This window comes from Deltaproteobacteria bacterium (assembly GCA_016183235.1).
Lineage (GTDB): Bacteria > UBA10199 > UBA10199 > DSSB01 > JACPFA01 > JACPFA01.
Window position 1 is genome coordinate 1 of record JACPFA010000003.1, and the last position, 19503, is coordinate 19503.

Consider the following 19503-nt stretch of genomic DNA (forward strand, 5'->3'; position numbering starts at 1 on the left):
AGTTCTTCACCATTGGCAGTAACCCCTATTGATAGGATTTCTTCTCTTCCACAGGCAATGCCCTTTAATTGGATAGTCCCTTCTAGTTCGGCATTTTCTTCAGGTTCTGTAAAAACAAAGGCTGGGCGATTTTCATTACCGCTGGGTTTATCAAATTGTTTATCCACGCCAGTGGATTGTATGGTCGTTACCCCATCACTAATGGTTCCCTGTAGTAGTCTGGTTGTTAAATCTTTGTTCACACTCAATAGATCTAAACGATAAATGATTTGTTTCGTCACTTTGCCATTGGCGCTTCCCGTTACCTCGCTCAGTTTCGTAACTCCGCAGATCGGGTCCGTGAGCTTCATGTCTTCCACATGCGCGTTGTCTTCGCCATCGAGGGTGATGATGAGATCGGGCCCTTGCTGGGGATCGGTGCTGATCTTGAGGGTTGGTGGTTGGGGGACGCTTGTCTTATCGGTTGGGCTGACTTTGTCTTTCAATTCTTGGTAAGTACTCCAGCCATCGTTGTCGGGGTCTAAATCGGGCAAAATGCCTTGGCTTATCGATGCGCTGATATTGGGGTCTTGTTTGTCGACTTCATAACGAATGTCTGAGCTGGTGAAGCTTACGGTTTCGGGGTTACCATCGCCGATCTCTTTTTCTACTTCAGCGTAGGCAAAGGCGATTGGCTGGCCTGGGGTTAAATATTGAAACTCGATGATGAATTTATACGTCTTGCCGCCGGGGAGTTTGAAGCTCTTTGCTTTGACGGTGCCGGTGATTTCATCGACCTGCATGGTAGTATCGTGGACTTTGGTTTGGGTGGGCAATTCGTAAACGCGTAGTTGGGCGGCTAGCCAGGGGGTGGCTTGAGCGCTTAGGTCTTGGCTCCATCGGCTGGGGATGGGTATGGATAGGGTGTCATGGGGTGTTGAGGGGGTGGTGCAGGAAGTGAAGAAAAGAAGAAGAAAACAGAAGTAAAACGGAAGATTCTTCGCCCTGCTGGGCTCTGAATGACATGATAGGCTTGACATGGCACTTTGCTCCCTCGTTGCCTGCTATATATGGTTCCATAGCGGGACTCAAGGGGGTTTTGTGGCATTGTATTGATTCTGTGGGGCGGCTTTGCTAGGGGGGTACATGTTTAAAATACGCTTTATTTGCGTTATTTTTTTAGTTGTACTTATAAGTGGAGCGGCTCAAGGTTTTTCGATAAAGCAAAGCCGGTTTTTTTATGCTGGGGATGGAGTTTTGGTGCTTGATCGTAAGATTCGGTTTCGGGATGTGCAAGGGAATTATCTTGAACCAGGGTTAAAGGAAATTCACCGGGCTTTTGGGGCGCCTTGGGCCCTGCCTTATGAAAGGCTTTCGCTGCGTTTCATTGAAATGCTCGATTATTTGCAAGAGCAATTTAATCATGGGGCCTTCTCGATACGCTCGGGGTATCGTAGCCCCAATGCAAATCAGAGCTTGCGAAAAAAAGGCAAACTGGCGGCCATGAGTAGCATGCATATTGAAGGGGCGGCGGCGGATTTATATTTGCAAGGTGCTTCTTCGCAAAAAATATTTGCCACCGTGCGAGATTGGCAATGTTGTGGGATTGGATATTACGGGTCACAGCATTTTCATCTTGATACGGGCCCGGCGCGCTGGTGGGATCAAAACACCTCGAAAACAGAATCCCAAGCGCCACAAGAAAATGAAAAAATTATCATTCAAACCACCCAAGATATTTATTTTTTGGGTGAAAAAATTGATCTGCAATTTATGCGGGTCACTAATTATCCGATTGATGTTAATAAAACTGTAACGGTAGAGTCAAAAAATAAATCTCTTAAACTTGATTTGCGAAGTGATATGACAAACTTGAATGCTTGTATGACGTTGAAGAATCGATCGGAGGGAAGGCAATTATCTATTCATTTGCCTGAAAAAAAATTGGAAGCTGGGCGATATCAAATCAAAATTACTTTTTGTAATAAGCGTGATTATGCAAAGATGCCGGGGGAGATTGTTTCGAACGTGTTTGAGGTTGGGAGATGATGGATCCCGGGTCCCCGGATCGGGGTCCAGGGCAGGCAAGCCCGGGATGACGAAAGACTGAAATGGAAGATTCTTCACCCTGCTGGGTTCAGAATGACATCTATTATAAATTCAATAGTGGATCTTCGCTTTCGGTTGAGGGGCCGGCGTCTTCTGGTTTTACGCCCGGGGGTAACACGTTCACGTTGCCATCTGGTGCATTGTTATCAACTTTTTGTTGATCGTGATCGTCGGGTGGCGTAACCTGTTGCTCAGCTTCGGTGCAAGCTATGGTTCCACCTAAGAGGAACAAACTCAAACCTAAAAGAAATAATTTTTTCTTCATTGGAATCTCCCTATCGGCTTTTAGTCCATACCCATCATCATGGATCCCGGGTCAAGCCCGGGATGACGGGATGACAGGGGAACGACGACAACTGTAATTATGACAACTAATAAGCATAGATTGAAGGGTAAACTTGGCTTTGTGTGACTTTTTATGCTTTACAAATATAACATTTTGAATTTATTAAAGATTTCATGACTCCTTTTCATGCCATTTTACTGGGAATTATCCAGGGTTTGAGTGAATTTTTACCTATTTCGAGTTCGGGGCACTTAATTTTATTGCCCTGGGTATTGCACTTTGAAGATCCGGGGCTCACCTTTGATGTCGCTCTGCACTTTGGAACCTTGCTGGCTTTGCTGCTCTATTTTTATAAAGATTGGTGGAGATTAGGCCAGGCCTGGGTGCGTTCTCTTAAAAAAAATCCTAAAAATTATGGCTACGAAGAAAAGATGATTTGGTATCTTATTCTTTCTACTATTCCAGGGGTCATTGGGGGATTATGTTTAGAAGATTATGCTGAAACGATTTTCCGCAGCCCCATCCTCATTGCTACCCAATTAGCTCTAGCCGGCATTTTGCTCGCGGTAATCGATCGCTACTTGCCGCAATCGAGAACAATGAAAGATATGAAATTGAAAGATGGCCTCTTGATCGGTACTGCACAAGTGCTAGCCTTAATCCCAGGGACAAGCCGATCGGGCATTACCATCACTATGGCACGGGGGTTAAAAATTGATCGGGTTTCGGCAGCTCGGTTTTCTTTTTTACTCTCTACCCCCATCACCGCTGGCGCGGTGGTATTGAAGCTCAAAGACTTTCACCCCGATTTTAATGCCACGCTTGCCATTATCATGAGTGCGTTATCAGGCATGTTGGCAATTAAGTATCTACTTTATTTTATACAGAAATATTCTTATCGGATCTTTGCGTATTATCGGGTGGTGATTGCGGTGCTTATCTTGATTGGTGTGTTTGTATTTGGAAAATGACGAGGATACACGACATTAAGGCCGAATTTTTTCTACGTCGTCCCAGGTAATTTTAGGATTACGAGGTTTACCGGCAGGGGTGTAGGGGCTGAATGGTGGGATGCCCTGGTAATAGTAATTTTGCATGCTTTTATAATCTTCGATTTGTTGGTTGCGTTGCATGAGTTGTTGTTCAAAGGCTTGGTGGCGTTGATAAGTGCCAACCGCATAATCAACCGTATTAAAGAAGGTATTGACGGCCACATAGGCTTTATCGGTTTTAGACATTTGGCTCCAAATTGAGGGGCCGTAGGCACCATAATAAGCGAGCGGATAGGGGTTGAAGCCTCCGTAATAACCGTAGGTTTGGGCATGGGAAGTAAAACTAAATCCCACGAAGAGACTCAGGAAAATCATTGTATTTTTAATAAGTTTCATAAGATCCCTCTATAAATTTGCCTTGACCATCTAACCTGTTATCGTCATTAAGAACAAGAAGTTTCGGGTAGTTAAGAAATTTTAAAGATAGGGAAGATTGCTTTATCATCATGGATCCCGGGTCAAGCCCGGGATGACATGGATTGCACCACAAACATGAAAAAGAAGACACTAGGTTTATTCTTTATTGGATTGATCATTGCCATAGGCATTGGTTATTTCGTTTTTTATAAAAAACCAGCCAACCCCTTAGTTGAAATGACGAAACATGAAATTTTAACCCTGGCTAAGGCCTTTCAGAATTATCACCGGGGGGATTTAATTTATCGTTTTGGGAAAGACTATGCCTCGCTACAAGAGGCCAGGGATCGTTTACACGAGGTTAAAAATATATTGCAAGGGATGTTGGCGCGTCTCGATGACCCTCAATTGCCCGATCAACTTTTGTTTGACCAACTTTTTGATTGTGCCAATTCTTTGCTCATCGCCACGCAAACCTATCTGCGGGATGCCGAAAATATACCTACGCTTACCAACCGGCGGCTTAATCATGAAGTGCTACAACTTTACAACCAAGCTGAGACCGATTTAGAAAATGTGTTAACTAATTTAAGTGAATTTAAAAAAACGACCCGAGATTTTGACGATGATACTTTCATCTTTTTATTCAAAGAACTCATGCTAAGTACTTACAAACTAGATTCTTACGAGGCTCGTCACGACATTTATCTACACTTGGCTAAACAACTAAATCATGAAATTTCTCCCTCCCCTGCTACGATCATCGGCAAAAATATTGATGCGCAAATGAATCTTTCTTTTGTCATGCGAAAAGCAAAAGACCCTTTATTTGATAAAATTTTTACCGACCTGGTGCAAAAATTTCCGCTCTATGCTTTGGTGCCCTATAGCCCTGATGAAGAAAAAAAAGTTGTCGATGAATTACAAAAATTAAATCAAACATGGGTACACGGTAAGAAATTGTCTTTTTTAGCCTTACAGCCAGTGGATTCTTCTGAAGAACCGCACGCCATTGTAATGGCCGAAGATGGCAGCACCCTCCAAGAACACTTGTTGCGTACCGGGCTTGCAAAATTAGATGTTCAATATCAAAGTTTACCAGCAAAATGGTTAGAGCTTAACGATCGTTCTCAAAATCTTAAACTAGGAATTTTTCAATGATCCTCACCGGCCTTGATCGTTTGTTGAAACAATTTCCAAAATTACTCCCTGGCAAACGAGTGGGATTGCTTTGTCACCCAGCCTCGATCAATAAAAAACTCTTTTCCGCCATCGAAGTTTTGAAAGCCGCACATATTAATGTGGTGCGATTATTTGGCCCTGAACATGGCCTGCATGGTGAAGCCCAAGACATGGAAGGGGTGGAAAGTTGTGAAGTCAAAAGTTTGTATGGCAAAGATTTAGCTTCGTTGCGGCCCAAAAAAGAATGGTTAGAAGATTTAGATGTTTTAGTGGTTGACCTGCAAGATGTTGGCTCACGGTATTACACCTTTATTTACACCATGGCCTTTTGCATGGAAGTGGCGAGCCTTACCCAAACGCAGGTGTGTGTGTTGGATCGGCCTAATCCCATCAACGGGCATCATCTAGAAGGTAATTTAATTAAACCTGGTTATCATTCTTTTGTCGGGGCCTATAACCTGCCAAACCGGCATGGAATGACGATTGGAGAGCTGGCACAATTTTTTAATACTGAGATTGCTTCGGCGGGCTTGCCTCGCAATGACAAGAAATGTGAATTAACCGTAATACCCATGAAGGGTTGGCATCGGCGCCGTTATTTTGATGAATTAGATTATCCCTGGGTGGCGCCCAGCCCTAACATGCCCACAGTAGACACCGCCGTGGTGTATCCAGGCATGTGTTTATTAGAAGGCACCGAAATTTCAGAAGGCCGAGGCACCACGCTGCCCTTTCAAATTTTTGGTGCACCTTTTATCGACCCACAAAAGTTAGTGAATCGGCTTAACGAATTTCGATTACCTAGTGTAAAATTTCGACCGGCTTTTTTTAAACCTCAATTTCAAAAACATGCAGGTGTCGTTTGTGGTGGCGCACAAATCCATGTGACACGGCGCCGTTCATTTTTGCCTTTGCTAACCGGGATGGCGGTTATTAAAGCCATTCATGATTTGTGGCCCAAAAATTTTGCCTGGCGCGTAGGAGCCTATGAATTTGTCGAAGATAAACCAGCGATTGATTTGTTAATGGGGGGGCTTGAGTTTCGTGAACAAATTGAACGAGGGGCTACGTTGAAGGAGATGTGTGCGGGGTTTGGAGAAGAAATTGAAAAGTTTAAAGCTGTTCGGAAGAAATATTTACTTTATTAAAGTGGAAGATTGCTTCATCATCATGGGTCCCCGCCTTCGCGGGGATGACAGTGATCGCAGATGCAAAGCTTGCGCAGATAGTCGAAACTAAAAATCCCATCTTTATGCCCATCGGAAAATTCAAACTGCAAGGCGTAATGGCCTACGCGTTGATAAGATTTGAAATGGATTGGTTCTGTTAAATGTTCGTCTATTTCGATGGTACCATCATGAGATGCTCCACGCAGTTGCTTACATTGAGCGCATGGGCACTTGCGGCGCAGGTAACTCACCGTTAATTCACTTTGATGCCCATCGGCCCATTCGATTTTTAATGAATAATTTTCTCGTGTGATCTTTTTAGGGTTCACAATGTCACTACTCACCATTATCGTCGTGATTCTTCTTGCCTTTGGGGGCTTTGCTCACCCATTCTCTGGGAATTTTGTGAGTTGTAAGATAGGCAATGGCGGCAAGGCGTTGCTGGTCTAACTTAGTTTGGGGTTGGGTTTCTACGGCTTGTTCAAATTCTTTAGGATTGGTGACATAAAAATTAGGCTTGATGCCTATGCCATGAATCGATTTGCCGCTGGGGGTATAATATTTAGCGATGGTGAGTTTCAAACCACGTTGACCTTCCAACTCAATGACCGTTTGCACACTCCCCTTACCAAAAGAAGTTTCGCCAATGATGGTCGCTCGTTTGTGGTCTTGCAAGGCCCCAGCCAAAATTTCAGAGGCCGAGGCTGAACCTTTGTTGATCAAAATCACGATGGGATAATGGGGCTCAGTATCTTCGGCCACCGCAGCATGCACTTCTTCGGGTTGTCGCCTACCCTTGGTTGAAACAATAACGCCTGAGGTTAAAAATAAATCGGACACTTGTACGGCCTGTTCTAAAAGACCGCCTGGGTTGTTGCGCAAATCTAAAATCAATCCTTTAAAATCACTATCTCGCGTTTTGAGTTCATTTAAGGCCCGCTTGAGTTCAGAAGTTGTATCGGTTTGAAAGGCCACCAAACGAATCAATCCAATCCCATTTTCCAATTTTTCAAACTTGACGCTTTTAATGCGAATAATTTCGCGGGTAATGTGGATTTCTTTGAAGTCGGGGGCGCCTTCGCGATAAATGGTTAAAGTAATCTTGGAACCCTGCGGCCCTCGCAACAAACGCACGGCCTCTTGAATGGGCATATTTTTGGTGCTCTTGCCGTTAATGCGAATAATTTTGTCACCTGCTTTAATCCCCGAACGGAAGGCTGGAGTATCTTCAATGGGGGAAACGACTGTTAAAATATTATTTTTGCTACCCAGCTCAATGCCAATACCACCAAACTTTCCTGTGGTATCGACTTGTAGTTCTTTAAAGTATTCCGGAGATAAATAAATTGAATGTGGATCGAGGGAGTTGAGCATGCCTTGAATGGCACCCTCGATGAGCTTTTGCTCATCGACGGGTTCAACATAATCGCTCTCGACTAAATATAAAATTTTGGCGAAGAGAGAGAGTGGCTCGTAGAGTTTAGAGGGAATAGCGTGGGCTAAAGGGGGAACGCTAATAGAACAAATTAATAACAATTGAAGAATGATTTTTTTCATGAACTCTCTCTTGTCATTGCGAGGAGACCCTTCGTAAAACCTCAGGGCAGGCTCCGCAATCTTTCCGTGTATAACCGGTGAGATTGCCACGCCCGTTGGGCTCGCAATGACAAATGTCATAAGACCGCTAAAATTTGTTTTTCAATTCCTTCGGGATCTAGTTGATAATAATGCAATACATCTTGATAAGTGCCTGATTGACCAAATTGATCACGCACTCCGATACGCTTAATTTTTACGGGTTGAACTTCGGAGAGTGTTTCAGCTACAGCTGAGCCTAAACCACCGATAATCGAATGTTCTTCTACGGTCACCAACAAAGAAAATTTTTGGGCCAATTGTTTTAGTAACGCTTCATCGATGGGTTTGATGGTTGACATGTTCACCACCGTTGCTTCAATGCCCCGCTGACTTAAATTTTTAGCCACTTGCAAGGCATAGGCCACCATTAAACCCGTTGCTACTATGGCAAAATCTTTGCCCTCCCGCAACACTTGACCCTTGCCAATGGAAAAATCGCAACCCCCTTCATGAATCACGGGCACTTTGGCTCGGCCTAAGCGCACATACACAGGCCCGGGATAATCAACGATCTTTCGAATCATGGCTTCGGTTTCAGGGCCATCCGATGGAACTAAGACAGTCATATTAGGGATGGCGCGCATGAGAGCCACATCAGCAATGGCTTGATGGCTCGCCCCATCTTCACCCACCGTTAGGCCAGCATGTGAAGCACAAATTTTTACATTTAACTTAGGGTAAGCGATTGAATTACGCACGACTTCCCAAGCCCGCCCGGTTGCAAAGACCGCAAAGGTTGAGGCAAAGGGAATTTTGCCAGCTAGGGCTAACCCGGCTGCCGTGCCCATCATGTCTTGCTCAGCCACCCCCATATTAAAAAAACGTTCGGGAAATTTTTGCGCAAAGATTTGTGTTTTGGTGGAACAAGACAAATCAGCATCGAGCACAATAATCCGCGGATCTTCTGCCCCAATTTCAGCTAATGTTTTGCCATAGGCGTCGCGGGTTGCGATTTCCATTAAATTTCTCCTAATTTGAGATCGCCACGTCGCCCTACGGGCTCCTCGCGATGACAAGATAATTCCTTTAAGGCAATTTTTAATTCTTCATCGCTCGGGGTTACGCCATGATACTTAGGTTTATTTTCAAAAATTGAAACCCCTTTGCCTAAAATAGTTTTGGCTACGATCATTTTAGGTTTGCCTTTGATTTGTTTGGCCTCGGTCAATGCTGACAGAATTTGTGCCATATCGTGGCCATCAATCACTTGCACATGAAAACCAAAGGCCTGTAATTTTTCATCTAAGGGAGAAACGTCTTTGATTTGATCGTTGTAACCGTCGATCTGAATGTTGTTCCAATCGAGTAGGCAAATGCGGTTGTCGAGTTTTCTAAAACCTGCGAACATGGCACCTTCCCAAAACATCCCTTCTTGGGCCTCACCATCGGAGTGCATGGAATAAACCGTATAGTCTTTGCGATCAAGTTTAGCCGCCAAGGCAAGGCCATTGCCAACCGACATGCCTTGGCCCAAAGAACCCGTTGACATTTCAATGCCCCACTCCACTTTAAGCTTAGGGTGGCCCTGCAAGGCAGAACCTAATTGACGTAGATGACTGAGCTCGTCTGCTGGGAAATACCCAAGCTTGGCCAAAATAACATAAAGGGCAGGACAAGTGTGGCCATTGCTTAAGATAAAACGATCGCGATCGGGCCAAGTGGGATTTTTTGGATCTTGCCGCATGACTTCAAAATACAACGCCGTCATCATATCCATAATGCCTAGCGGCCCACCGGTATGACCGCTCTTGGCCTTATGAAGCATTTTAAGACAATCGATCCTTAAGTGGCGGGCGATTTCTTTGAGTTCGTCGATGCGGGCTTTGGAAATTTGCATGGAAGGCAGTCTTAACCTGCCTAAATTTTTAGGTAAATAATTATTTTAGGAGGTAGGAGATTGCTTCGCCCTGCTGCGCTCGCAATGACATGGATAGCATTATCATTAATTGCACGAAGTCTTTCTGAAGCGGGAAGAGGCTACCCGAAACCACTTCGCTGTGGTTGAGGGAGTCTCTGCCCGATTCAGAAAGACGTGACGAAAATTGGCAGAATAAAAAGGAAGATTGCCACGCTCGGCATCATGGGTCCCCCGGTCAAGCCGGGGGATGACATTGCTCGCAATGACAGACTATTTATTTTATGGCACGTCAGCAATACCTTCGGGGTGATCCAGGCTCACTGAGCTACCCAAAAGATTTGAACATGTCGAGGTTGATAAACCTGTCAATAATGGGCAATTCATCACACTGCCTTGAGTGTATTCGGTAATAAAATAAGGATAATTTTCTTTGCCAGTCGGCAAAATATCTCGGGGATTATCGAGGCCGTCTTGCACCAGAGCCGTGCCGGTACCTGATACGTGTCTAAAAATCATCCCATCAACACCCGTTAGGTTGGCATCGACAATAAGAATACTTCCGTTGGAATCGATGGTCATATCTTTGAGGTTGGAAGAATAACAGGTTGCACCAAGACATGAATTGGAATCGGAGAGAAGATCTGCGGTAAGCGTTGCAACGTTGTACTGTGTTAAGCCCCCCACGGTGGAATCGCTGGGTTGTTTGCCTACAGCCACAAAGACACTCTCTGATTGAAAAGCAACGCCTCGTGGATTTTCTAAAACCGAACTGGCTACAATCCCATGAAGCTCTGCATCAGTAACACATAATGCCCAAATGGTACCGCCATCCGTGGGACCTTCATCGGCAATGAGAACCACGTCTTGCACGGTTGCGCTACAACCATAATTAGTACCCGTAATATTGGCTTGAACATCAATTCCTTTAGGACAAACAAGAGAGGTGGTATCGGCAACAGTGACTTTGGTATTAGTTTCAAAGTCCACCCGCCATACTTGCCCTCCACTCGTGCCATCAAGGGCACCGGGGCAAGCGGATAAATAGCCATAGCTACTGGTTGCCACCACAAAATCAATGGGGTTGGTGAGGCCACTCACTACGGTTTCTTTACTCGGAACGCTGGGGTCAACTCGCGAAAGTTTGCCCGCATCAGCAGTTCCATCAAAATTTTCAACGACAAAGAAATCGCAATCGGTACAACCGGTGCTGCCAGTCGTTGTGGTGCCACCGCCACAACCGATAGAACCATTAATTGTTATTTGTAGGATTAAAGCTGCTAAGACTAAAGAAAATCGGAAATAATTTGACCCTTTCACGCTAACCCCCTTTAAGGTGCCCCATAAAATTTAAAACGCCTGGATCCCGGCTCAAGGCCGGGATGACGTATAAGTATTCTAAAGATTACCTGGGGTTAAGGCAAGTTGTTAGTGTTAAGTATTTGATTTTATTTATATTTTAAGAGACAGGTTGGGCGACCAGATCATATTCATGGGCTTCGGTGATTTTGACCTTAAGAAATTCGCCTTGTTGGGCTGAACCAGGCACACATTCCGAAAGATAGGTCACCCCATCAACCTCAGGGGCTTGACAGGTTAAGCGGGCTTGCATGACCCATTCGTGCTCGGGGCTTACGCCTTCGGAAAGCACTTCAAAAACTTTGCCTACCTTTTCACGATTTTTAGCCAATGAAATGTCGCTTTGCGCCTGCATAAGCTGAGTGTAGCGCTCTTGTTTGACTTCGTCGGGAATACGACCGGGTAATTTGGCTGCAGCAGTGGTTTCTTCATCGGAATATTTGAAAGCACCCACGTGTGCAAAATGCCCTTCATTGATAAAATCTAAAAGTTCTTGAAACTCGGTTTCGGTTTCGCCCGGATAACCCACAATAAAAGTGGTGCGCAATGTAATTTCAGGAATGGCCTGATTAAGTTTGGCCAATAATTGGCGAATGTAACGAGAACCTGAGCCTCGCTTCATAGAAAGCAAAATGCGATCACTCACATGTTGCAAGGGCATATCAATGTAGGGAACAACTTTAGAAGAATTTTTGATGGCTTCAATAAGTGGGCCGGTAAATTCTAACGGATACATATAATGAAATCGCACCCAAAATTTGCCGGGAATTTTTTCAACTTCAGCAATGAGACGTGTGAGATTGGTTTGGTCTTTTAAATCAAAACCATACTCGTTTAAATCTTGGGCGATAAAATTAAATTCTTTGACCCCCATTGCATGCTGACGGCGCATGTCTTCTACAATTGAATCGATGGGGCGGCTGCGTAAATTGCCACGAATATGAGGAATCACGCAAAAACTACAGCGATGATTGCAACCTTCAGAAACTTTCACGTAAGCGTAATGCCGCGGGGTTGATAAAACCCTGGGGGCATCAGGGTCAGGCAAAATTTGCTTATCGCTTACATAACTGCGAGCAATAATTTCACTGCCGCCCAATTTTTGTTTGAGCAATTTGCCAATTTTATTAAACTCACCCAAGCCCACAAATAAATCTACTTCGGGAATTTCTAACTCGAGCTCTTTTAAATAGCGCTGCGTTAAACACCCCGAAGCCACCAATAGTTTAGCTCGCCCTTTAGCTTTGTGTTCTGCCATTTCTAAAATTTGATTGATCGATTCGCGTTTGGAATCTTCGACAAAACCACAGGTATTCACCACAATTACATCGCTCTTTTCGGGCTGAGTAGAAAGATGAAACCCTTCTTGTTTTAAAAACCCCAACATCATTTCAGAATCGACAAGATTTTTGGAGCACCCCAAGGTTACCAAACACACGGAAGGTTTTTTTGTCGAAGAACTTACACTTGGCATGATGCAGAACTCTTACAAAAAGATTTTCGCACGTCAAGATGCGGAAATGAAATTGAGAAATATTTGTGCGAAGTCTTTTCGAGGTAGGGAGAGGCCAATGGAGAGCCCGCGCCCGGTCGGCCTATGAGGGTCTCTGTCATTGCGAGCGAGCATCGTTTGCGAGCGTGGCAATCTCCAACATTTTAAAATTGAAGATTGCTTCACCCCTAAAGGGGTTCGCAATGACAGAGGCCCTTCTAGGCCGACCGGGCGCGAGTTCTCCAGTGGTTTTGAGCCTACTTCAAAAAGACGTGACTCTATTTGCAGATGAAATGAAGAATAAAAAGGAAGATTGCCACGCTCGCCAATGGGGCTCGCTCGCAATGACAGTATTATTATAAGAGGTCGGTGGAACCCATGAGGTATTTGTCTACTTCACGGGCAGTTTGGCGCCCATCGGCAATGGCCCATACCACGAGTGATGCCCCCCGCGATACATCGCCAGCTGCAAAAACTCCTGGAACGGATGTCATGCGTTGACTGTTGATTTTCACTGCACTTTTTTCATTGTATTGCACCCCGAGCTGCTCAAGTAACCCGTTCTTAACGGGCGACACAAAACCCATGGCAAGCAACACGAGATCGGCTTTTATTTCAAATTCGCTCCCTGGGATTTCTACCAATTGCATTTTGCCCGAAGCATCTTTTTTCATCTCGACTTTAACCCCATGCAACTTTTCGACTTTGGCCTCCCCTGAGAATTTTTTGGTCAACAAACTCCATTGTCGCTCGCAACCCTCTTCTTGGGAAGAAGAAGTACGCAACATATAAGGCCAATAAGGCCAGGGAGTGCTGGGATCACGGGCTTCGGGTGGCCGCGACATAATTTCAAACTGATGAACTTCTTTGGCACCCTGACGGTTGGCAGTACCCACACAATCCGAACCGGTATCGCCGCCTCCAATGACAATCACAACTTTGTCTTTGGCGAAGATGGCTTGAGCAGTATCAAGCTTATCACCAGCAACGCGTTTATTATTTTGGGTTAAGTAATCCATGGCTAAATGAACCCCGGGCAAGTCTCGGCCTGGAATATGCAATTCGCGAGGAGCTTCGGCCCCCATGGCCAATACCACGGCGTCAAACTGCTTTTTTAATTCATCGGCCTTGAGTTGCGCCCCAATATGAACATTGGTTTTAAATTGTACCCCTTCTTTTTGCATTTGGGCCATGCGACGATCGATGATGGCCTTTTCCATTTTAAAATCGGGGATCCCATAACGTAATAAACCACCAATCCGATCGCTTTTTTCAAACACGGTCACATCATGGCCAGCCCTGGCCAATTGCTGAGCACAAGCTAACCCCGCAGGCCCCGAACCAATCACGGCCACTTTTTTGCCCGTTTTACGGATAGGCAGCACGGGTTTAATGATGCCTAAACCAAAGGCTTTGTCGGCAATAGATTTTTCAATATTTTTGATGGTCACCGGCGGTTCAATAATTCCCAACACACAAGCGGTTTCGCAAGGTGCGGGGCAGACCCGCCCGGTAACTTCCGGGAAATTATTGGTGGAATGTAAACGAATGGAGGCCTCTTCCCATTCGTTGCGATAAACTAAATCGTTCCACTCAGGGATAATATTACCCAGCGGGCAACCGGTGTGGCAAAAGGGAATGCCACAATCCATACAACGTGCCCCTTGCTCGCGAATTTTTTCTTCGGATAATTTTTGAGCAAACTCGTGGTAGTGCTTGACCCGTTGTTTGGCCGGCTCTTCAGGGGGTAATTCCCTTGGAAATTCTAAAAATCCTGTTAACTTTCCCATTGCTTTAAGCCACCTTTGTATCTGTCTCGCCTTCTTCTTCTAGTTCTTTTAAGGCCAGCTTATAGTCGGTGGGCATGACCTTCAAAAACTTCGCTAGGTAATGATCCCAATCTTTTAAAATTCTTTTTGCCACTGTGCTGTCAGTATATTGCTCATGACGCATGATAAGCTGTTTCACAAATTTTTCATCGTTACTATCAAGGGTTTCTAACGCTACCAATTCCAAGTTACATTTTGAGCGAAAATCCCCCTGCTCATCTAACACATAAGCGACCCCACCACTCATGCCCGCTGCAAAATTACGCCCCACCGGGCCAATCACTACCACGCGACCACCCGTCATATATTCACAACCATGATCGCCTAATCCTTCGACAATGGCCGTGGCCCCTGAGTTGCGCACACAAAAACGCTCGCCCGCTAAGCCACGAATAAAGGCCTCTCCACGGATAGCACCATACAATAGCACATTGCCCACAATAATATTTTGTTCAGGCACAAACTTCGAATCTTTAGGTGGATAAACAATAATGCGGCCCCCAAACAAACCCTTGCCCATATAATCGTTGGTATCGCCTTCAACCGTAAATTCAACCCCGCTCATTAAAAAAGCCCCAAAACTTTGGCCGGCCGAACCTTTGAATTTAACTTTGATGGTTGCATCGGGTAGCCCTTGCGGCCCATATTTTTTGGCTAAAATTCCACTGAGCATGGCACCCGTGGTACGATGGATGTTACGGATGGGCATTTCCCACTGCACAAATTCACCCTTTTCAATGGCGGGTTGGGCCTTGGCAATAAGTTCATGATCTAAAATTTTGTCGATGCCATGGTCTTGTTTCATCTGACAATGGGTGCCCACCTCACTGGCTGCACGCGGGCGATAGAGCACTGGGCTTAAATCAAGACCTCTTGCCTTCCAATGATTAACCGCTGCGTCAACATCTAACACATCGGTTCTTCCCACCATATCCACCAAGCGGCGAAAACCCAATTGAGCCATCAGTTCTCGAATTTCTTCTGCTACAAAAAAGAAATAATTAATGACGTGCTCAGGGGTCCCGGTAAATTTTTTCCTTAATTCAGGATTTTGTGTGGCAATGCCCACGGGGCAAGTATTGAGATGGCATTTGCGCATCAAAATACAACCGGTAGCCACGAGCGGTGCCGTGGCAAAACCAAACTCTTCGGCCCCTAACAAAGTTGCAATGATCACATCACGGCCGGTTTTTAATTGGCCATCGGTTTGAATGGCGGTTCGGCTACGCAAATTTTGTGCAACTAAAATTTGTTGGGTTTCGGCTAAACCAATTTCCCAGGGAATCCCTGCGTGCTTGATCGAAGAAAGCGGGCTTGCTCCGGTACCACCATCGTAGCCTGAAATTAAAATCATGTCGGCATGAGCCTTGGCCACGCCAGCCGCGACCGTCCCTACTCCTGATTCCGCCACTAATTTTACCGTAATGCGCGCTTGAGGATTGACATTTTTCAAATCAAAAATAAGCTGAGCTAAATCTTCAATCGAGTAAATATCGTGATGCGGGGGTGGCGAAATAAGCCCAACCCCCGGGGTTGAATAGCGAGTTCGTGCAATGACCCGATCAACTTTGTGGCCCGGCAACTGACCCCCTTCGCCAGGCTTTGCACCCTGAGCCATTTTAATTTGCAACTCATCGGCATTCACTAAATAATGGGTGGTTACACCAAAACGCCCGCTGGCCACTTGCTTAATGGCACTACGTCTCGAATCACCATTGGGTAAGGGAATAAATCTTTCGGGTTCTTCCCCACCCTCACCGGTATTGCTTTTGCCGCCGATGCGATTCATCGCAATCGCTAAAGTTTCGTGGGCTTCTTTGCTAATGCTGCCAAAAGACATGGCACCCGTGGCAAAACGTTTGACAATTTCACTAACCGGTTCAACCTCTGCTAAAGGAATTGATTTTTGCGGTTTAAATTTTAACAAACCCCGTAAGGTGCAAAGATGTTGATTTTGCTCATTGATGATCTGTGAAAATGTCTTGAAAGTTTCATAACGATTTTCTCGCACGGCCCGTTGCATGATCGCCACACTCTCAGGATTCCAAGAATGATATTCACCGCGAACCCGAAAATGGTATTGCCCACCCACCGGAAGTTCAGCGACATTCATAGCCACTTGGGGATAGGCCACACGGTGGCGCAAATAAGCCTCTTTGGCCAGCACCTCAAGACCCACGCCTTCTAAACGAGAAATAGTGCCCGTAAAATATTGATCGATCACTGAGCGATTTAAACCAATGGCCTCAAAGATCTGGGCACCATTATAACTTTGAAAAGTCGAGATGCCCATTTTAGAAAAAACTTTATATAAACCCTTATTAACCGCCTTACGGTATTTTTCAAAAATTTCTGGGGTTTTATATTTAGGATCTAAGTAACCTTCGCGTTGCAGATCTTCTAAAGATTCTAAAGCCAAATAAGGATTGATGGCATTGGCACCATAACCAATGAGCAAGGCAAAATGCGACACTTCGCGTGGCTCGCCGCTCTCAACAATGATAGAACAGTAAGTACGCAAACGCTCCTGAATGAGAAAATGATGCAGCCCTGAGGTTGCTAACAGAGAAGGAATGGGGATATGCTTTGCATCAGCGCCTCGGTCACTGATGATAATGAGATTACACTTTTCTTCCAAAATAGCGCGTTTGGCTTGAGCAAACAAATTCGCCAAGGCTTCTCTAAGATTTTTATGAAGTATTTTAGCATCGTCATTTTTTTCAAACAAAATGGGTAAGGCTTTAGACTTAAACCCATTAGTAGCTACTTCACGCAATTTCTCAAGATCCGGGTTAAACAACAGTGGTTCTTTCAAACGAATCCGATGACAATGACTAGAACCCACATCCAGCAAATTCCCCTCTGAACCTAAATAGCCAACGAGCGACATCACCAATTCTTCGCGAATGGGATCGATGGGCGGATTCGTCACTTGCGCAAAGAGTTGTTTAAAATACCAAAAAAGCAACGGGGCTTGGTCTGACAAAACCGCAATGGGCGTGTCGGTGCCCATAGAACCAATAGGCTCCTGACCTGCTTCTACCATGGGCTGGAGGATCATGCGTAAATCTTCGGTGGTGTAACCAAAAATCTTTTGCCGAGTCAGTAAACTGTTAAAATCGGTTGGAGCGCCACTTTGTTTTGCCGCAGGCAGATCTTTAAAATCCACAACCTGACGGACCCATTCATCATAAGGATGGCTTTGCGCCAGTTCTTGTTTAATTTCTTCGTCACTCACCAATCGACCTTTGGCAATATCAACCAACAACATTTTGCCAGGTTGGAGCCTCCCCTTTTGCACCACCTTTTCATCGGGAATATCTAAAACCCCGGTTTCGGAGGCCATAATCAAAACATCATCGCTTGTTACCATGAACCGCGAAGGTCTAAGCCCGTTGCGGTCTAACACCGCGCCAATCACCTGCCCATCGGTAAAGGCCACACAGGCTGGCCCATCCCACGGTTCCATCGTGGTGGCATGGTATTCGTAAAAATTTCTCTTTTTAGGATCCATACCAGGATTACCTTGCCATGCCTCGGGGATGAGCATCAGCATCGCATGAGGCAAGCTTCGCCCTCCCATATGGAGAAGTTCGAGGGCATTATCTAACGAAAATGAATCGCTGCCATCGGGAGTAATGATGGGAAATAATTTTTTGATGTCTGCGCCAAAATATTCTGACTGAAACATTTGTTGGCGAGTAGCCATCCAATTGCGATTACCCTTTAAGGTGTTAATTTCACCATTGTGAGCCAAATAACGATAAGGGTGGGCCAAGCCCCAAGCGGGAAATGTGTTGGTGCTAAATCGCGAGTGCACCAAGGCTAAGGCGCTTTCTAACGCTGGATTTTCAAGATCTGGGAAGTAGTCCTTAAGTTGATCGGCCAACAACATGCCTTTGTAAACCAAGGTGCGACTGCTTAGGCTCACGATAAAAAATAATTTAGCTTGTTTTAAAGTAGAACCATGGATTTCGTGCTCAGCCCGTTTAGAAATTAAATAGAGTTTGCGTTCAAAGGCATCTTGCCCAAGATTTGGCGATTTGTTTTGAATAAAGGCCTGGCGAACCACCGGCTCGACGGCTTTAGACTCTTTGCCCAAATCAGAATTATCGGTTGGCACATCTCTAAAACCCAGCAAGACCTGCCCTTCTTCTTGAATAATATTTGTTAAAATTTGCTCGCATTGCGCACGCTCTTTGGGATCTTGGGGCAAGAAGAGCATGCCCACGGCATAGTTGCCAGGTTCCGGCAAAGAAAACCCCAAGGCCTTTTCTTGTGCCTTGAAAAGGCGATGCGGGATTTGAATAAGAATGCCCGCCCCATCACCGGTTTTAGGGTCACAACCACAGGCCCCACGGTGGGCAAGATTTAATAAAATTTGCACCCCATCGGTAACAATCTTATGAGATTTGCCACCCTTCATGTTGACCACAAAGCCCACCCCACAAGCTTCGTGTTCGAAGCTTGGGTCATAAAGCCCATGATTTTTCAGCTCTTCCTGAATAGGATGCATGACTCATACCTCAACTAATTCCAAAAATTGGGGAACTCGTTTGTTTACTCCCCTTTGTGGGACGTTTTCAAGGCTAAATTCCACGATCGAGGCTGTCATTACTGTCATTGCGAACCCCTTTTAGGGGTGAAGCAATCTCACACATTACGAGAGATTGCTTCGCTGCTGCTCGCAATGACAGTAATGACGAATTAATCCTTAAAATTATTAAACTGGAGTGGCACATTTAATTCATTGGTGCGCAACAAGGCCATCACTTCTTGCAAATCATCTTTTTTCTTGCCTGTCACCCTTAGTTTTTCTTCTAAGATTTGGGCTTGAACTTTAAGCCCTGCGTCTTTGATTTTTTTCACCAAGGCCTTGGCCTTTTCGGTAGGAATCCCTTGTAGAATTTTGACTTCACAACGTAAGGTGCCACCACTGGCCCCCTCGGGCGTGCCAAATTCTAAGGCATTGGGGGCAATGCTACGTTTCACGGCTTTAGCCAATACAATATCTTTGACTGCCTTTAATTTATAATCATCGTCACTGATAATGACGATTTTATCTTTTTCTAAAGTGATTTGGGTTTTAGAACCCTTAAAATCATAGCGATTTTGAATTTCTTTGATCGCTTGATTCACGGCATTATCAAGTTCCTGGTTGTTGACTTCAGACACTGCATCAAAGGATGGCATAGG

Annotated in this window: 17 protein-coding genes; 5 read left to right on the forward strand and 12 right to left on the reverse strand. The window is 45.1% G+C overall.

The window, feature by feature from the left end; all coding sequences use genetic code 11:
• Positions 1-1019: hypothetical protein (locus tag HYU97_00365; protein MBI2335205.1), on the reverse strand; the 1019-nt coding region annotated here is incomplete at its 3' end.
• A 106-nt stretch (positions 1020-1125) separates the two neighbouring features.
• On the opposite strand from HYU97_00365, the gene HYU97_00370 reads away from it, so the two are divergent.
• Positions 1126-2028, forward strand: a complete 903-nt coding sequence (locus HYU97_00370; protein MBI2335206.1) for a DUF882 domain-containing protein — start codon at positions 1126-1128, stop codon at positions 2026-2028.
• Positions 2029-2131: 103 nt separating this feature from the next.
• On the opposite strand, the gene HYU97_00375 is transcribed toward HYU97_00370, so the two are convergent.
• On the reverse strand, positions 2132-2353 hold the full coding sequence (locus tag HYU97_00375; protein MBI2335207.1) for a hypothetical protein: 222 nt from the start codon (positions 2351-2353) through the stop codon (positions 2132-2134).
• A 194-nt stretch (positions 2354-2547) separates the two neighbouring features.
• On the opposite strand from HYU97_00375, the gene HYU97_00380 reads away from it, so the two are divergent.
• Complete coding sequence (locus tag HYU97_00380; protein ID MBI2335208.1) at positions 2548-3345, forward strand: undecaprenyl-diphosphate phosphatase; 798 nt, start codon at positions 2548-2550, stop codon at positions 3343-3345.
• Between the two features lie 15 nt (positions 3346-3360).
• Here the strand turns inward: HYU97_00380 and HYU97_00385 are convergent, their stop codons facing one another.
• Positions 3361-3762: a hypothetical protein gene (locus tag HYU97_00385; GenBank protein ID MBI2335209.1), complete on the reverse strand. Its 402-nt coding sequence runs from the start codon at positions 3760-3762 to the stop codon at positions 3361-3363.
• 156 nt (positions 3763-3918) lie between these two features.
• Here HYU97_00385 and HYU97_00390 point away from each other — a divergent pair, with 156 nt between their 5' ends.
• Together HYU97_00390 and HYU97_00395 are read left to right on the forward strand one after the other, a co-directional pair.
• Positions 3919-4944, forward strand: coding sequence for a hypothetical protein (locus HYU97_00390; protein ID MBI2335210.1), 1026 nt, complete (start codon positions 3919-3921; stop codon positions 4942-4944).
• Positions 4941-6113: a DUF1343 domain-containing protein gene (locus HYU97_00395; protein ID MBI2335211.1), complete on the forward strand. Its 1173-nt coding sequence runs from the start codon at positions 4941-4943 to the stop codon at positions 6111-6113. Before HYU97_00390 ends, HYU97_00395 begins: the two co-directional genes overlap by 4 nt.
• Before the next feature lie 20 nt (positions 6114-6133).
• Here the strand turns inward: HYU97_00395 and HYU97_00400 are convergent, their stop codons facing one another.
• The 6 genes from HYU97_00400 to rimO all read right to left on the reverse strand — a co-directional run bounded on the left by HYU97_00400 (position 6134) and on the right by rimO (position 12460).
• Positions 6134-6481 (reverse strand): DUF971 domain-containing protein, encoded by a 348-nt coding sequence (locus HYU97_00400; GenBank protein ID MBI2335212.1) that lies wholly within the window; start codon positions 6479-6481, stop codon positions 6134-6136.
• The gene (locus HYU97_00405; GenBank protein MBI2335213.1) at positions 6471-7691 is read right to left on the reverse strand and encodes a S41 family peptidase; all 1221 of its coding nucleotides are present in this window, start codon (positions 7689-7691) and stop codon (positions 6471-6473) included. Before HYU97_00405 ends, HYU97_00400 begins: the two co-directional genes overlap by 11 nt.
• A gap of 116 nt (positions 7692-7807) precedes the next feature.
• Positions 7808-8731, reverse strand: coding sequence for a transketolase family protein (locus HYU97_00410; GenBank protein MBI2335214.1), 924 nt, complete (start codon positions 8729-8731; stop codon positions 7808-7810).
• Positions 8731-9609 (reverse strand): transketolase, encoded by an 879-nt coding sequence (locus HYU97_00415; GenBank protein MBI2335215.1) that lies wholly within the window; start codon positions 9607-9609, stop codon positions 8731-8733. Before HYU97_00415 ends, HYU97_00410 begins: the two co-directional genes overlap by 1 nt.
• Positions 9610-9909: 300 nt before the next feature.
• Complete coding sequence (locus HYU97_00420) at positions 9910-10947, reverse strand: hypothetical protein (protein ID MBI2335216.1); 1038 nt, start codon at positions 10945-10947, stop codon at positions 9910-9912.
• A gap of 139 nt (positions 10948-11086) precedes the next feature.
• Positions 11087-12460, reverse strand: a complete 1374-nt coding sequence (gene rimO / locus HYU97_00425; GenBank protein ID MBI2335217.1) for a 30S ribosomal protein S12 methylthiotransferase RimO — start codon at positions 12458-12460, stop codon at positions 11087-11089.
• 221 nt (positions 12461-12681) lie between these two features.
• Between rimO and HYU97_00430 the strand changes: the two genes are divergently transcribed.
• Positions 12682-12840 carry a hypothetical protein gene (locus tag HYU97_00430; GenBank protein MBI2335218.1) on the forward strand — a complete coding sequence of 53 codons (159 nt, stop codon included), beginning with the start codon at positions 12682-12684 and terminating at the stop codon, positions 12838-12840.
• Here HYU97_00430 and HYU97_00435 read toward each other — a convergent pair.
• The 3 genes from HYU97_00435 to HYU97_00445 all read right to left on the reverse strand — a co-directional run bounded on the left by HYU97_00435 (position 12835) and on the right by HYU97_00445 (position 19500).
• Positions 12835-14268 (reverse strand): glutamate synthase subunit beta, encoded by a 1434-nt coding sequence (locus HYU97_00435; GenBank protein ID MBI2335219.1) that lies wholly within the window; start codon positions 14266-14268, stop codon positions 12835-12837. The genes HYU97_00430 and HYU97_00435 overlap by 6 nt on opposite strands.
• 4 nt (positions 14269-14272) lie before the next feature.
• On the reverse strand, positions 14273-18823 hold the full coding sequence (gltB, locus tag HYU97_00440; GenBank protein MBI2335220.1) for a glutamate synthase large subunit: 4551 nt from the start codon (positions 18821-18823) through the stop codon (positions 14273-14275).
• A gap of 191 nt (positions 18824-19014) precedes the next feature.
• Positions 19015-19500, reverse strand: a complete 486-nt coding sequence (locus HYU97_00445; GenBank protein ID MBI2335221.1) for a YajQ family cyclic di-GMP-binding protein — start codon at positions 19498-19500, stop codon at positions 19015-19017.
• Positions 19501-19503 lie beyond the last annotated feature (3 nt).

Coding starts and splice junctions, on each gene's coding strand:
- HYU97_00370 (MBI2335206.1), top strand. CDS start 1,126: ATGTTTAAAATACGCTTTATTTGCGTTATTTTTTTAGTTGTACTTATA.
- HYU97_00390 (MBI2335210.1), top strand. CDS start 3,919: ATGAAAAAGAAGACACTAGGTTTATTCTTTATTGGATTGATCATTGCC.
- HYU97_00410 (MBI2335214.1), bottom strand. CDS start 8,731: ATGGAAATCGCAACCCGCGACGCCTATGGCAAAACATTAGCTGAAATT.
- gltB (MBI2335220.1), bottom strand. CDS start 18,823: ATGCATCCTATTCAGGAAGAGCTGAAAAATCATGGGCTTTATGACCCA.
- HYU97_00430 (MBI2335218.1), top strand. CDS start 12,682: ATGACAGAGGCCCTTCTAGGCCGACCGGGCGCGAGTTCTCCAGTGGTT.
- rimO (MBI2335217.1), bottom strand. CDS start 12,460: ATGCCAAGTGTAAGTTCTTCGACAAAAAAACCTTCCGTGTGTTTGGTA.
- HYU97_00395 (MBI2335211.1), top strand. CDS start 4,941: ATGATCCTCACCGGCCTTGATCGTTTGTTGAAACAATTTCCAAAATTA.
- HYU97_00445 (MBI2335221.1), bottom strand. CDS start 19,500: ATGCCATCCTTTGATGCAGTGTCTGAAGTCAACAACCAGGAACTTGAT.
- HYU97_00405 (MBI2335213.1), bottom strand. CDS start 7,691: ATGAAAAAAATCATTCTTCAATTGTTATTAATTTGTTCTATTAGCGTT.
- HYU97_00435 (MBI2335219.1), bottom strand. CDS start 14,268: ATGGGAAAGTTAACAGGATTTTTAGAATTTCCAAGGGAATTACCCCCT.
- HYU97_00375 (MBI2335207.1), bottom strand. CDS start 2,353: ATGAAGAAAAAATTATTTCTTTTAGGTTTGAGTTTGTTCCTCTTAGGT.
- HYU97_00385 (MBI2335209.1), bottom strand. CDS start 3,762: ATGAAACTTATTAAAAATACAATGATTTTCCTGAGTCTCTTCGTGGGA.
- HYU97_00400 (MBI2335212.1), bottom strand. CDS start 6,481: ATGGTGAGTAGTGACATTGTGAACCCTAAAAAGATCACACGAGAAAAT.
- HYU97_00380 (MBI2335208.1), top strand. CDS start 2,548: ATGACTCCTTTTCATGCCATTTTACTGGGAATTATCCAGGGTTTGAGT.
- HYU97_00415 (MBI2335215.1), bottom strand. CDS start 9,609: ATGCAAATTTCCAAAGCCCGCATCGACGAACTCAAAGAAATCGCCCGC.